The 12593-nt window shown below is 67.4% G+C and carries 15 protein-coding genes and 5 pseudogenes; 6 read left to right on the forward strand and 14 right to left on the reverse strand.

What is annotated here, in order from left to right:
- Positions 1-180: 180 nt before the first annotated feature.
- The 6 genes and pseudogenes from ACIPM1_RS33145 to ACIPM1_RS33170 form a co-directional block, all read right to left on the reverse strand.
- Entirely contained in the window at positions 181-618 is a 438-nt protein-coding gene (locus ACIPM1_RS33145; RefSeq protein ID WP_402440993.1) for a hypothetical protein, read from the reverse strand.
- 554 nt (positions 619-1172) lie between these two features.
- A complete protein-coding gene (locus ACIPM1_RS33150) occupies positions 1173-1505 on the reverse strand; it encodes a hypothetical protein (protein WP_402441019.1) in 333 nt (110 codons plus the stop codon).
- A 72-nt stretch (positions 1506-1577) separates the two neighbouring features.
- Positions 1578-2129: pseudogene (locus ACIPM1_RS33155) on the reverse strand (LLM class flavin-dependent oxidoreductase); the annotation flags it as partial.
- A gap of 57 nt (positions 2130-2186) precedes the next feature.
- Positions 2187-2473 (reverse strand): annotated as a pseudogene (locus ACIPM1_RS33160) (transposase family protein); the annotation flags it as partial.
- 294 nt (positions 2474-2767) lie between these two features.
- Positions 2768-3316 carry an SMI1/KNR4 family protein gene (locus ACIPM1_RS33165; RefSeq protein WP_402440995.1) on the reverse strand — a complete coding sequence of 183 codons (549 nt, stop codon included), beginning with the start codon at positions 3314-3316 and terminating at the stop codon, positions 2768-2770.
- Positions 3317-3691: 375 nt separating this feature from the next.
- The gene (locus tag ACIPM1_RS33170; RefSeq protein ID WP_402440996.1) at positions 3692-4378 is read right to left on the reverse strand and encodes a hypothetical protein; all 687 of its coding nucleotides are present in this window, start codon (positions 4376-4378) and stop codon (positions 3692-3694) included.
- 242 nt (positions 4379-4620) lie between these two features.
- Between ACIPM1_RS33170 and ACIPM1_RS33175 the strand changes: the two are divergent.
- Positions 4621-5349: pseudogene (locus ACIPM1_RS33175) on the forward strand (IS1380 family transposase); the annotation flags it as partial.
- A gap of 785 nt (positions 5350-6134) precedes the next feature.
- On the opposite strand, the gene ACIPM1_RS33180 reads toward ACIPM1_RS33175, so the two are convergent.
- Both ACIPM1_RS33180 and ACIPM1_RS33185 read right to left on the reverse strand, forming a co-directional pair.
- Positions 6135-6659, reverse strand: a complete 525-nt coding sequence (locus tag ACIPM1_RS33180; RefSeq protein WP_402440998.1) for a hypothetical protein — start codon at positions 6657-6659, stop codon at positions 6135-6137.
- A gap of 545 nt (positions 6660-7204) precedes the next feature.
- A pseudogene (locus ACIPM1_RS33185) lies at positions 7205-7334 on the reverse strand (SAM-dependent methyltransferase); the annotation flags it as partial.
- Positions 7335-7446: 112 nt separating this feature from the next.
- Here ACIPM1_RS33185 and ACIPM1_RS33190 point away from each other — a divergent pair.
- The 3 genes from ACIPM1_RS33190 to ACIPM1_RS33200 are packed head-to-tail and all read left to right on the forward strand — an operon-like array spanning position 7447 to position 8223.
- The gene (locus tag ACIPM1_RS33190) at positions 7447-7716 is read left to right on the forward strand and encodes a hypothetical protein (RefSeq protein ID WP_402441000.1); all 270 of its coding nucleotides are present in this window, start codon (positions 7447-7449) and stop codon (positions 7714-7716) included.
- Entirely contained in the window at positions 7713-8063 is a 351-nt protein-coding gene (locus ACIPM1_RS33195) for a hypothetical protein (RefSeq protein ID WP_402441002.1), read from the forward strand. Before ACIPM1_RS33190 ends, ACIPM1_RS33195 begins: the two co-directional genes overlap by 4 nt.
- Before the next feature lie 22 nt (positions 8064-8085).
- Entirely contained in the window at positions 8086-8223 is a 138-nt protein-coding gene (locus ACIPM1_RS33200) for a hypothetical protein (protein WP_402441005.1), read from the forward strand.
- Positions 8224-8712: 489 nt separating this feature from the next.
- On the opposite strand, the gene ACIPM1_RS33205 is transcribed toward ACIPM1_RS33200, so the two are convergent.
- Both ACIPM1_RS33205 and ACIPM1_RS33210 read right to left on the reverse strand, forming a co-directional pair.
- Positions 8713-9207, reverse strand: a complete 495-nt coding sequence (locus ACIPM1_RS33205; RefSeq protein ID WP_402441007.1) for a hypothetical protein — start codon at positions 9205-9207, stop codon at positions 8713-8715.
- Between the two features lie 28 nt (positions 9208-9235).
- Complete coding sequence (locus ACIPM1_RS33210; protein ID WP_402441009.1) at positions 9236-10021, reverse strand: hypothetical protein; 786 nt, start codon at positions 10019-10021, stop codon at positions 9236-9238.
- A gap of 390 nt (positions 10022-10411) precedes the next feature.
- Between ACIPM1_RS33210 and ACIPM1_RS33215 the strand changes: the two are divergent.
- Positions 10412-10915, forward strand: a pseudogene (locus tag ACIPM1_RS33215) (hypothetical protein); the annotation flags it as partial.
- Here ACIPM1_RS33215 and ACIPM1_RS33220 read toward each other — a convergent pair.
- Positions 10879-11439: a transposase gene (locus ACIPM1_RS33220; protein WP_402441011.1), complete on the reverse strand. Its 561-nt coding sequence runs from the start codon at positions 11437-11439 to the stop codon at positions 10879-10881. The pseudogene ACIPM1_RS33215 and the gene ACIPM1_RS33220 sit on opposite strands and share 37 nt — an antisense overlap.
- Positions 11372-11731 (reverse strand): transposase, encoded by a 360-nt coding sequence (locus ACIPM1_RS33225; RefSeq protein WP_402441013.1) that lies wholly within the window; start codon positions 11729-11731, stop codon positions 11372-11374. Before ACIPM1_RS33225 ends, ACIPM1_RS33220 begins: the two co-directional genes overlap by 68 nt.
- 20 nt (positions 11732-11751) lie before the next feature.
- Here ACIPM1_RS33225 and ACIPM1_RS33230 point away from each other — a divergent pair, with 20 nt between their 5' ends.
- Positions 11752-11922 carry a hypothetical protein gene (locus ACIPM1_RS33230; protein ID WP_402441015.1) on the forward strand — a complete coding sequence of 57 codons (171 nt, stop codon included), beginning with the start codon at positions 11752-11754 and terminating at the stop codon, positions 11920-11922.
- A gap of 19 nt (positions 11923-11941) precedes the next feature.
- Here ACIPM1_RS33230 and ACIPM1_RS33235 read toward each other — a convergent pair whose 3' ends face one another.
- Together ACIPM1_RS33235 and ACIPM1_RS33240 are read right to left on the reverse strand one after the other, a co-directional pair.
- Positions 11942-12256, reverse strand: a complete 315-nt coding sequence (locus tag ACIPM1_RS33235) for a DUF2071 domain-containing protein (RefSeq protein WP_402441018.1) — start codon at positions 12254-12256, stop codon at positions 11942-11944.
- Positions 12175-12420, reverse strand: a complete 246-nt coding sequence (locus tag ACIPM1_RS33240) for a hypothetical protein (protein WP_402441017.1) — start codon at positions 12418-12420, stop codon at positions 12175-12177. Before ACIPM1_RS33240 ends, ACIPM1_RS33235 begins: the two co-directional genes overlap by 82 nt.
- Positions 12421-12593 lie beyond the last annotated feature (173 nt).

Here is a 12593-nt window from a genome sequence, read left to right on the forward strand (position 1 = left end):
CCAGGCTCTACGTCAAAGGCATGGGAACCCAGAAGGACCGTCAAGGATCTCCTGACGACAAACCGTCAAGGAAGTCCTGAGACCTCACACCGACAACGGTGAACCACGGCGAATCACCCGCTCCCCCGCAGGTCAGCGACTCCCCAACTCAGCAGACATCCACGTACGCACTCTTCCAAACTAGGGCTCTACGCGCCGCCGATCACCACGGGCGCACCGTTGCGACTTCCCCCGGCGGAACCACTCGACGACCGAACCAGTCTCCTGACGCCGGTGCGGCGGAACCAGCACCTTCGGCCAGTTGAACCAGGCGATCGTGACGTGCGCGGTCAGCAGGAGAAATGACCCCACGATGAGGAGCGCGCCCGTCACCACGAGCGACCTAACGCCCGTGAGGACAAGCGGCATCGCCCCGCTCAAAGCCGTCAGCCACGCCGCAAGCGGCACGATGCCGCGCTCGTGCCCCCTGATGACAGACGGGTTCGAGGAATACCGGTAGGTGCGCAGGGCCGGAGCCCGGTCCGAGTGGGTCCAGTGCAGCCAGGCCACCCGCACCATCACCACCGAGCAGCTGAGCATGAACACGATCGCGAAGATCCCAAAGCTGATCCTGGCCACTCACCCTCCCCTGCATGCGTCGGACAGACACACCAGTATCCGCACGTCCTCGCAGCCGGTAAGCCCCCGCATCCGGAGGCCACCCGGTCGGCACGCGAGTGGTTTCCAAGTACGGCTCGTAGCTGACATCCAGCCCTGACATCAACATCGCCGGGCAATGGCGAACCGGACCAGCCTCCCGGGGACCAGAGACCTTGTCACATGCTGGAGAACCACCAGGCGATCTCCACCCCCGGCTTGAACTTACAAGGCAGTGATCACGCTACTGGGGCATCGTTCTTGGCCTACGCCAACAGCGGCGGACAACCACATACTGATGGCTACTTCCGCGCACCTCCTGGAGAGTGCACCACAAGGCCACTCAAGGCCTGAAAAGCGGAAGGTCGGCCGTATCCGCGTGCCCGTTGCGTGCCCGATGAGGCGGGGAACCAGGGGGAGCCGCAGTGAGCCGGACAAGCGAACGACCCCCGACCGTTTTTACAGTTCAGGGGCCCTTTCCCTTGGTGTGGCGGGTGCAGGGTTCGAACCTGCGCAGGCGTAAGCCGACAGATTTATTAGTTGTCACCTGGCTTAGCTGGCCGGGAATCCCAGCCCTCGCAGTGGAGACGTGTGATCAAGTTTTCGGCTACGTCCAGAGCCGGCTCGCGCACCACGTACCGGGTGATGCCCCAGCGCTGCTCGTGTCTGGCCATCGCCGCGAGGATTTCGTTTTCGGTGCCGATCCACACGTACGGTGAGGCCAGCACGTCGTGCTCGGTGCTGCCAAAACGCTCGGCAATGCGGTGTGCAACTGCCCCCGCGTCGTCGGTGATTTCCACCATCTGGACGAGCGCTTCTCGTGACGGTGCTGTCTTCCGACCGGCAGCACCCTGTTCGATCAGTTCCACCTGCCGGTCGATAACGTCACCTCGCCACCGCACTTCGTGGCTGTGCCCATCTGCCAACGTGCGGCCGAGTCCGCTCAATGCGACAACGTCGGCATGCTCACCAGCCCACCGCAATAGCGCGGAGTTGCCGCCTCCGAACGTGAACGGCACCCGAGACTGCACCGGGCGGGGGGCGTCCAGTCGCGCTGCCTGTGCATATACATCAGGGCCGTTGCTGGTTGTCTCATCTCCAGCCAGCAACGCGCGGCATGCCTCTGCTACCGCTATGAAGCGCCGAACACGCCCGGCAATGTCCGGCCGACGTGAACCGAGCATCGCCCACTCGACTGGAGTGTGGCCAGCCCCCAACGCCAAACGCGCCCTCCCGCCGGACACAACGTCGAGGGTTGCGACGTCACTGGCGAGTAGCAGCGGCTCCCGGACACCAGCGTGGGACACGTAGGACCCGAGACCAAGGCGCTCGGTGACCGATGCGGCAGCCGCGAGGGCAACGAATGGAGATGCTGCCGTACCCGGGTGATCAGCGGCGAGTAGCGCATCAACACCTGCTGCCTCGCACCGTCGTGCCAGGGTGACCCAGGACCTCGCGTCTTTAGGTTGCGCCTGTACGGAGATCGACACCATCAGCACACTCTGCCGCCGCCGACCGCGGTACCGCTACCTACCTCGGTGACGATCAGCTCACGGCGAACGCATACCAGAGGCCCTGGACAAGGCTATCCAGATGACTGAAGCTTTCTCATCCTGATCGCCAGACGGTCTCGATGGCGTGCGATTGGTGCTGCAGCGGGCCTTGCGGAAGATCCGCCATTGCTTGAGGCGGGCGAAGGCGCGTTCTCCCGGTGCCCGCAGCCGGGCGTGGTCGCGGTTGAAGGGGCGTACTTCTCGGGAAGGTCTCGGCCGTAGTAGGGGGTGCGTACGGTGGCTCCAGCTCCGCGGTAGGCCCGGTCGGCAAGGACCCGGACGCGTGCGGCCCAACCTCGCGAGCGTGCTCAAGCCGACGCACTGACTGCCGCTCGGGTCTACGAATAGCCCTGGTGGGCACCGCGTCCCTAGCGTGCCTGATCGAGCGGCGCCCCGCGGGGAACACCGGGGAACGTCGGCGAGCACCCCAAGAACGAGCAGCTCAGCGTCTCGCCAGGTCAGTGCCCATCCGCGTACGCGATCTTCCAAACTGGTGCTTCAGGACCCGGGCAGCGGCGCTTGACTTCGTCATCGAGGACCCCGCCGAGGTTGCCGCGAGACTCATCGTGGCAATGGGCTCAGTGGCCGTCGGTCTCGGGCCGGTGCCAAGACTCGTCGTCCTCCAGCGCGAGGTCGTCCGGGATGCCGTCCTTAAGCTTCCCTTCGAGCCACATGCTCAGCCATTCACGGAGCAGCAGGTCGCACTTGTGCCGCTCTCCCTGGTCCCACCACCACATCTGCCCTTCCGGGTGGCGGCAGTCGAGCATGGACCACGTGGCACAGCCGTGGTCGCAGAACAACAGCACCCCGTGAGGCGGGGCAGGTGGCGCTTCCGGATCCGGATCGGGCTCGTCGTACTGGAGATACATCTCCAGCATGCTTGGCCCGTCGCTCGTGTGTCCGTTGCGGAGGCCTTCGATGCCGCCGGAGGGACCGAATCCGCCGTTTGCCACCTCTGTGTAAAGGCGGCGGAGCAGAGGCGGGAGTGGGTAACCGATGATGCGCTCTGCCTCCGCCAGTGCCTCCGCAGATGCGGGTGCCGGCGTGAGCAGCCTGTCGCGCCATTCCGTTGGGCGCCCTGCCTGAACGCGGGCCTTGACGGCCGCCAGCACCTCGTCATCGGTCACGCTGATGATGATCGCAGATGCCTGTGCGGGTCAGCAGCGAAGTACAGCAACCATGCCGACCGGGGTCAACCGCACATGCCCCCAGTAGCCCGTCTGACCAGCCCACCAGACCTCAGCGACCTCCGTGCCCATAGTTCGCATCGAGGGGCGCACCGCGAGACCCCCGCACGGTCCTTGGGGGCCTGGTAGCCAGTGATCAAGGTCACGACACGTGCCACGACCGTGCCAGAACGGGCGGGGAACACCGGGGAACGGCGGGTACTGATGTGAGCCGAGAACGAGAACGGCCCCTGACCAAACTCACTGGTCAGAGGCCGATTCCCACAAGCGTGGCGGCGTCAGGATTCGAACCTGGGAAGGCTGAGTCGGCAGATTTCAAGACTGCTCCGCCCGAGGCGACCCGTCGCCGACACCTCCGTATAGCCCCCACTCGTCAAGGCCGGAGTAGATCAACGCAGTACGCCCCCTTGGAAAGGACAGGCATCGCGCCTCGCCTGTGTAGATCGCGACCAGCGAATCCGCACCGCGCCACCAGTTGTCAGCGAGCCCCTGTACCTCCAGGACCGGTTCCATGGCATCAACTTCGATGCCATCGACGTCATCGCCCGTGATCTTCGTGATCTGCTTGGCCCACATCGACGCGTGATGAGTCAGCGCGAGCACCTCGATCCACCCTTCGACACTCGCGTGCAACGGCGCCCAGCTGTCCGCTTGGATCCCAAACTCACCGGCCGGGCCGATCATGAATGCGTAAGGAACGGCGGTCCGCTGTGTGCCGGCCTCGAACCACCAGCCCTCGGAGGACGTTCCTTCGGGGGAGTCGGCGTCGAAATACTTCGGCCCTCCGTCGTACTGGGAGGCCGGCGGCAGGAGTAGGCCGCCCCAGTGCTCCTGGTAGGCCGCCATGCGGTCAACGACACCCGCTGGGATTCCCCGGTCAAGCCACCACTGCCTGCGCCGCTCGACAGACCGGGTATCGACCCTGATGCCGTGCACAGCGACAAAGTTGCGAGCCCGCCGAGTCAGCCCGCCGGGGACATCCTTGATGCGGTTGAGATCCACTAGGTGGACGCTACCCGCACAGCAGCGACGTACCGCAACCCCAGCGCTCGCCCGCGATCGGCAGCGGTCGTCATGGGCTCAACTTCGCCCGACACGACCGTGACCAACCGTTCTCTCTAGCCTCGCGCTTTCATGAAGCGGGCTGTCCGGCAGGTGGTCAAGAAAGCAGAAAGTGCCTCTGACCAGCAAGAATGAGGATTGTCGAGGTCCTTGTTCCTGCCATCGCCGGAGGCACTTCCCAGGTGAAGCACTCTATCGGGTTGTACCCCCGTGTCCGCGTCCAGGACGACGGCGGCCAGGTCGTCTCCCAAGCCGGGGCGGTCCTGCTCGTCGAAACGGTCCACAAGACCGGTCTTGACCAGGCCATATCCCAGGCTCTGGCCCCGTGGCGCAAACCGCGGGCCGTCCACGATCCCGGCAAGGCCCTCTTGGACCTCGCTCTGGCGGTCGCACTGGGCGGCGACTGCCTCGCGGACGTCGCGATGCTGCGGTGTGAGCCGGCCGTCTTCGGCCCGGTCGCCTCCGACCCGACCGTCTCCCGCCTGATCGATACCCTCGCCGCCTCCGGCGAGAAAGCCCTGCAGGCCGTCCGGTCCGCGCGGTCCGAAGTCCGCAGCCGGGTCTGGTCACTGGCAGGCAAGCACGCCCCAAACGCTGATGGGCAGGTCCCGATCGACCTCGACGGCGTCCTGGTGATCGCGCACTCCGACAAGGAAGACGCAGCCGCAACCTGGAAGAAGACCTATGGGCATCATCCTCTGACGGCCTTCGTCGACCACGGCCCGGGCGGAACCGGAGAGCCGGTCGCCGCTCTTCTCAGGCCGGGAAACGCGGGCTCGAACACGGCAGCCGACCACATCACCACCGCCCACCTCGCCCTGGCCCAAATGCCGAAGAAGTACCGGCGAGGGCGCCAGACGCTGGTCCGCACGGACTCCGCCGGCGGCAGCCACGACTTCGTGTCCTGGCTAGTGGCGTTGTTCACGAGTTTCGACAGCAGATGTTCACCACTTCGGGAGGCACCCGGGCGGCGTCGTGTTCGATGTTCACGAGAATGGACAGCACCGAGCCTTGACCCCTCGACCACCGGCGGTACGGGCTGCCGGTTGCGCCGCCGGACAACCGCATCAGAGGAGAGCGGCTACTCGTGGGCCTGGCATCATCGGGCAGGCAGCCGGCCTGTTCGCCGTCACCTGGCGCTGTTTGGCTCGGTCTGGGAACTGATGCTGGTGAAGCGCGCGGTCGGGACGGCCCTGTCGAACTCGGCGAGCGGGGGGCACAGCACGCTCCTGCGCGACAGCGCCAGGAACCTGGTTGGCCACGCGGACCTGCTCAACGGAAAACGTGCCGTCGCCGCGCTTGTCGCGGTCTCCGCGGTAGCGGGTGGTGCGCTCACCGCCGCCACCATGAAGGCGACGCCGCACCTCAAGACGAAGTTCCGCTCCGCGGCCCAGGACACGGCAGAAGGGGCGACAGAAGCCGCCTCCGACCCTGTCGAGCAGCCGGAAACCCTCCAGGGGCCGCGACTACGCGCTGTCTGACCATCAGGCAAAGCGCCAGCGCGGCGCCTGGGTGGTTGGAGGGGTTCACCTCGATCCTCGCCGTGGCGGCGGCCGCCGCGTTCGGCGCCACAATCCTGCCCGAGTCCGCCATCCCCTACCTTGGCCTGCTGCCGCTCGCCCTGGGTCTCAAGCGTGACCGAGCACCGCAGTTGGCCCCGCTGGACAACTCCGATGCACAACCACAGCCCGGTTGCTCAGAACAGGGAGTCCCAGAAGACCGCTTCCGGGTCGGGTTCTTCTGGGTGGAGCATGCAGCGTCTACAGCGCAGGAGTCCTGGTTCGTTGGTGCCGGAGGCGGCGTTCATCCACGGCAGGGCCTCCATGGCGTGTGCGCGCTCGTCGTCGGCGAGGGCGTCGACGGTCCGGCGGAGCTGCTCGGGTGCGGATTGGTCGGTGAGGCAGAGCCAGCCGACCGCCGCCGTCAGGCGGGCTTCGGGGGCCTCCGTCCGGTCGTGCCACCGTTCGCGCAGCCACGTAACGGTCGGCGGGTGCGGGTGGGCCCGGGTGATCTCGGCGGTGGCCAGGAGTAGGGCGGCGCGGACCATAGCGTCACCTTCGGCGGCGAATCCGTTGGCCAAGGCGGTCCGGATGATGTGGTCGGGGTCGGCGGCGGTCGCCAGGACGTAGGCGGCATCGACGCGGACGGTGGGGTCGGAGTCCCCGAGGAGGGACAGGAGTGCGGAGGTGTCTGTGGTGATCGCGGCTCGGGCGGCGGCCACCGCCTACTCGGCGGCCGAGGCGCCGCAGCTCGCCCTGGATACGGGTCGAGCCCCACGTGGGGTTCTCGTGGGCCAGGCGCAGGATCAGGGCGGTGAGCTCCTCGGGGATCGGCGGTCGGCCGGTGCGCGCGGATTTCTGCTTCCACTTCCAGCGCAGCAGACGTCGGTGCCAGGCCAGGAGGGTGCCAGCGTTGACCAGGCGGTGCCGGCGCAGCCTGCCTGGTAGGTGTCGGGCGAGAGCTGCGAGCACGGCGCGGTCCGGCCAGGCGAGGCGCGGCCGGGCGCCGAGCTGGCGGCGCAGCACCGCGACCTCGTGGCGCAGCGCAAGCAGCTCGACGTTCTTGGCCTCCTCCGACCGCGACAACAGCAGGAGCAACCCGAGAAGCTTCAGGAAGACCAGGTACAGCACACGCAACGCCATGCAGCCCGACCCTGCCATGAGCGACTGGGGCTGCAAAGTACCTGTTCAAAGGCTATGCATTACTTCTGGCACCCCACAGGTACGGGCAGATGGGCTTCTTCCAGGCCGAAGGCGACCCTCACTGCCCCGCGTCCAGCACCCGCGCTCCGGCCGACACGAGCGCTGTGCAGAAACGCGCCTCACCGTGTACGTCCTTCCCCTTACGGGCCAGTGCCGCGAACCGTCCCCCCGGTCAACTCCTCCCAATGGCTCATGGCGTCGACTATAGGTCGATCGTGTGCCACTCGAAGATGTGCCGTCGGCCGGTAGTGTGGATGCGTTCCGATGGGTCCGCAGCCGTGGGGCTGCCGGTGGAGAGGAGCAGTGATGAGGCCTGCCACAGAGGCCGTACTGCGTGCCAACGCGGCTACGATCCACGAACTCGGGCACCGCTACGGCCTGCACCACTTCGCGCTGAGCGCAGAGCCGGGCGAACTGATCGCCTCGCTGGACGAGGGGCGCTCCTACTTCGACGTGACAGCGTTCGAGGCTGATCTGACAGGAATCCTTGGTGCAGCCGTGGAGGTGGTGCCACGCGGCCCCGGAATGGAGTTTGAGGAACGCGAGTCTCTGGACGATCTACGAGGTGTGGCGTGACGAAATCTCTGGGGGAGCGTGAACAGCGGGAGCTGACCGCTCTCCTTGACGCCCAGACCGCACTGGCGCGTGCCCGTGCACTCCTCGCAGAAGGAGAGCCGAAGCCGGGTGACACGATGTTGCTGGCCCTCGCATACTGCATGCTGACTTTCGGGGAAATGTTGAAGCAGACCGCGCGAGGCGTGGTCACACCGGCTTTCAGCGGCCCGATCGCACTGCGCGACAAGCTCGCACATATCCCGCACCGCAAGCTCAACCCCGCCGTCCTAGCTGCTTCCATCGCACGGGCCGAGGAAGAGATCCTGCCTTTGATCCAGGCTCGGATCACCGACCTGGGTGGCCAGTGAGCTGACTGTCCTCGGCATTAAGATGGCCGCCTCGAGCGGGTGGGCATCCTCGCCCGACTGCTTCGCCCGCCAGATCGTCTCCCCGCGCACCCTCCTCTCCCGGCACCAGCAGCTGATCAAGACAGATGGACACAGCCGCGGCCCCCGGGGCGCCCTGTAGGGTGCCAAAACACCTGTTGACCAGGAACTTCACGATGGTCGGTAGTCCTGACAGGCTCGGACTGCACGGCCTTGTGCATTCGGCTCCTCGGATTGATCCTGCTCCTCTCCAGTGCCGACCGGGCGAGGGACCGGGCCGCGGTCTGCCCCAGCGGTCGGCGCTCTGGCCGACCGCTGGGGCACCGAACCGCATCCGCCGGGCGGCAAGACCGTTTGGGCGGAGGTGAGCCACCGGTTCCGCTGACGCAGGACGCCCGCCCCGCCCAACAGGCCGACAAGAGTTCCCCGTTCACTTCCGGCAGTCGCCTTCGACGCGCTACCGTCCCGACAGGTGAACGCGAGGGGACGTGACGTACGGAACGCCCCCTCGGGCGCGGCATACCGCGACGACAATGCGTGGCCCAGAGCCGGTTTTCCCAAGGGTCGGAAGTCCGCGGTATCGCTGGCTTCCACCCCAGGAGTGCCGAGTGATCAGGGTACGGCGAATCCACTACGACGAGGTGCGCTCCGGAACCTGGTGCCGGTGCGCCACGGTCGCGAGCGTCTGCCATGCGACCTCTGGGTGGCATGTCTCCTCGGGATCGCCGCCGAAGCGGTCGAGCACGACGGTCTCCGCGCCCAGCGGACGCAGTTGTTCGAAGTCATTGAGGATCTGATCGTTCGTACCCTCACCGGCCGGACGGTTGGGGCGCGCGGCCGGCTCGTCGGTCACCCGCACGATGCGGGTGACCGACGCGGGCACCGGCCGTGGATCCTCGGTCACGATCTCCTTCATCCGTTCCACAGCCTCACGAAGCCAGTCGAGCCTGATCCACAGCGGATACCCCGTCGCGCCGAGCCGACCGCCCGCGTCTCCCGGCGGCACTGTGGCCACCGATCCAGAGCGGGCTCCCCCGCTGCGGGAGGCGGCCGCGTTCTCCCCGGTCTTACGGATCACCTGAAGGTACTCGTTAGTCAGCTCGGGCTCAGAGGCGCTCTCGGTCACACGAGCGGGCATTGCCGGGGGTGACCGATCAGCTGTCAAGGGCCGGGGAGGAGGTCGCTGCGGTCTTGGTGGCCTTGTCGACGGACGCCCGCACGGCCCGCTCGAATGATGCCTGGTCGGTCTTGGTGTAGCTGAGCATCGAAACGTTGACGATGGCGCCGCCCACGCGTACGACTGCATTGTCGAACTGCAGCGAGTAGACAGTCTTGTCGGCGGGAATCAGCCTGACCCGGGTGCCCAGAGAGGCGTCTCCCACGTCGGGGAGGCTAAGCCTCTGGAACCGGACCCTGACCTTGCCGAGTTCCTGATCCGTCGCCGTGAAGTCAGTGCAGTCTTTCGGCATCGTGGACGCGTCCACCCTCTCCCTCGCCTCGTCCGGGAGGTATGCGCTGATGCCGGTCAGCAGGTTCGGCCCGTCCGGGCCCTTGGTGAAGGCCCGCACCGCGACGTTCTCCGGCTTGGGCCCGTCGTCGGAGCCGACCACGGTGTCGAGCACCGGCTGGCAGGCCGCCTTCTCGGCGATGGCGATCTGGAATTCGTATTGGCCGGCGTTGTCGTCCTCCGGGAACGTGCGGTCCTTCCGCCACCCCGACGGCAATTCTGCGGCTGTCAGCAGGGCGGCTTTGACCTGCCCGGCGGTCAGCGGACTCGGCGTCGCAGAGGGTGAAGGCGAAGCCGAGGGCGAGGCGGAGCGCGCCTCCGCACCCTTGTCCTGCGACGTGTCCTTGCCGCCCCCGAAGTCACACCCGGCAGTCAGCAACAATAAGCAGACGATGAATGCGGCACCCCCCGTGCCGCGCAACCCAGCGCGCATGGATACCCCCGTTACGCATGCAGCAGTTGACTTGCACGGTAAGCCCGGGAGAAGGCCTGGACAAGGGATCCGGCAAAACGAACATCCCCTGTCACATCGTCCGGGGGCTCAGCGAAGGGGCGTTGACCCGGGACTGCTGCAGGGTTGGGTGACACCTGACCATGCAGCAGTCCCGAATGCGGCCTGGACCAGTATGAGGTCCGTCGCTACACGGGCTGGTACCGGCACATCACTCTCACCCGCCCTGCTCGGCCGCGCGCACGACCTGAGAGGCCGTTCTCTTTCCGAACCTCGTGTGACGTCTTTGCTGGTCAGGCATGAAGCAGGTGCTGCCGCGGGAGTCTCGGCTTGTTGCCGGTCGAGAGGTCGTGGGGGTGGCGGATGCCGTCGATGCGGGCGGTTCTGGAAGCACGGCAGAAGGCCGCAGCCGCGCGGGGGAGGCAACTCGAAGACGAGTTGGAACGGGTGCGGGCGGCTCTGGCGGACGCGGAAGAAGTGCAGCGACGCCGGGTGATCGGCCTGGAGGAGTATCTGGAGGCGCTGGCCGAGGAGGAGGCACCTGCCGAGGTGGCCGGCGAGGTGCCGCGGAGGAAGCCCATCGGACCGCGCCGGGCGGTGCCTCACCGGCGGAACGCGGCCGGGGTGAAGGAGTTGTCGCCGGAGTATCAGGTGTTGATGGCCGCCGCGGCCGATGCCGGAGCCGACGGGCTCGGGGCCCGGCGGGCTGCGGTGGTGCTGGGCTGGGACAGTGCGTCCGCCTCCCGCGTTGAAGGTGCCAGGGCACGGCTGAAGCGGCTGGTGGAACGAGGCTGGCTGGTCGAGCAGAAACCAGGCAGGTTCACGCTGCCAGCACCGCATCAGGTCCCTGGTGTCGAGTGGCCAGGCGACGGCTCACGAGCATGGTCATCCACCACAGGACGAAGGCTTCGCTGGTGTCGGTGCGCCGCTCGTAGTCCCGGACCAGGCGCCGGCTGCGCAGACACCAGGCGAAAGATCTCTCCGCGACCCAGCGGCGGGGCAGGACCTGGAAGCCGCGGATGTCGTCGCTTCGGCGGACGATGTCGAGCACGACTCCGAGCTGTGCCGCACTCCAGTCGACGAGGTGGCCGGTGTAACCGCCGTCGGCCCAGAACCCGTGACAGCCGCCCGAAGCGGTCCCTGACCGCTGCGAGCAGGACGCGGGCGGCGTCCCGGTCGGTGGTCGAAGCCGGGGTGACCAGCACGGCCAGCAGCAGCCCGAGCGTGTCAGTGAGCAGGCGCCGCTTGCGTCCGTTGACCTCCTTCCCCGCGTCGAAACCTCGCGAGGTGAGGGCGACGGTGGCGTCCACGACCGCCGCACTCGACTCCTGATCACGGCCTTCGGCACTGCGGACGGCCTCGCGCAGCCGGTCGTGCAGCTCGGCGATCCCTTGGGCCACCGAACCGGTGGGGTACCCGGGACCACCAGCACGCTGCGGCGTGACGCAGGCTCCCGAAGAGGCCCGTCACCTCCGCCGGCAGGCCCGTGTCCCGCCAGCGTGCGAAGAAGGCATACACCCGTGGCCAGGGCGGGAAGCCGGACGGCATTGCCCGCCACTTGATGCCGTTGTCGACGAGGTAGCGGACCGCGTCGATCATCTGCCGATGGCAGTAGCCCTCTGGCCGCCCGCCCCGGCCGGCCAGCCATCCCGGCGCCGGCAGCAGTGACGCACTGGGCCGCCCCGGGCGCATGGGACGTCAAGATCAGGCCCATGGACGTCGCCACGCGCCAGGAGGAGCTGGAATCGGAGTTCCACCTACGACTGCTCCAGGTGAGCTTCCCCGCCTCCGACCTGCCGGAACTCGTACGGCGCCTCCGTGAGCACGCGGCGGGACGCTCGGTTGCGCCCACACCTGCCGACTGGAGCACCGTGGGACGGTGAGAGCGCGGAGGCTCTGGGATCAGTGCGTGCGGTGGCCCGGCGGCAGCCGGACGGATGGGCCGAACCGGACAGGTACTCCGGGGGCGTACAGGACACTGGCCAGCTCGGTCCGGGGCGGGGTAAGGCCGGCCGCCGCTATCAGGGATGCGTCCCAGCCGAGGAGGTCGCATCTGCGGAACGTCCACACGGGGTGGGCGCTGGGCATGTAGTACGTGCACTTCACAAGGCGTTCGTGCAAGCCCCAGCGGCGGGTCAGGAGTTCGTGCAGCGGCAGTGGCGTCGCGACCTCGTCGCCGACATCGAGCCAGACGTGACCGGCGGGGCGGGCATCCAGTGGAAGGTCTCCGCCAGGTCCTCGCCGAAGAACCGGCGGGCCAGCATAGGGCGGGCGCGTTCGGTGTGGTCGCCGTCGACCCGGTGGTCGCCGTGGATACGGTCGACGGAGCGCTGCAGCAGCCGCAGCCGCATCAGCCGGTCGTCGGTGACGACGTGGTCCAAGCCCTCATCACGCAGGCCCGGGCGGGGGGCGGCGATCTGCTCGTACTAGTTGCGGACTATGCCATCGGGCATGCGCCGGTTACTGAGGTTTTCGGGTTGTCGTCGGGTGGTGACGGTTCATGATCCCTGCGGTATGCCGGTGGGGTGAGGTATCCGGAGGGTGGGGGCCTGAC

The organism is Streptomyces sp. NPDC086766, from assembly GCF_044746005.1.
Classification (GTDB): domain Bacteria; phylum Actinomycetota; class Actinomycetes; order Streptomycetales; family Streptomycetaceae; genus Streptomyces.

What these genes read in the sequence shown, in the direction of transcription:
- ACIPM1_RS33190 (WP_402441000.1), top strand. Translation starts at nt 7,447, where the DNA reads ATGAGGCCTGCCACAGAGGCCGTACTGCGTGCCAACGCGGCTACGATC.
- ACIPM1_RS33200 (WP_402441005.1), top strand. Translation starts at nt 8,086, where the DNA reads ATGGCCGCCTCGAGCGGGTGGGCATCCTCGCCCGACTGCTTCGCCCGC.
- ACIPM1_RS33210 (WP_402441009.1), bottom strand. Translation starts at nt 10,021, where the DNA reads ATGCGCGCTGGGTTGCGCGGCACGGGGGGTGCCGCATTCATCGTCTGC.
- ACIPM1_RS33225 (WP_402441013.1), bottom strand. Translation starts at nt 11,731, where the DNA reads ATGCGCCCGGGGCGGCCCAGTGCGTCACTGCTGCCGGCGCCGGGATGG.
- ACIPM1_RS33230 (WP_402441015.1), top strand. Translation starts at nt 11,752, where the DNA reads ATGGACGTCGCCACGCGCCAGGAGGAGCTGGAATCGGAGTTCCACCTA.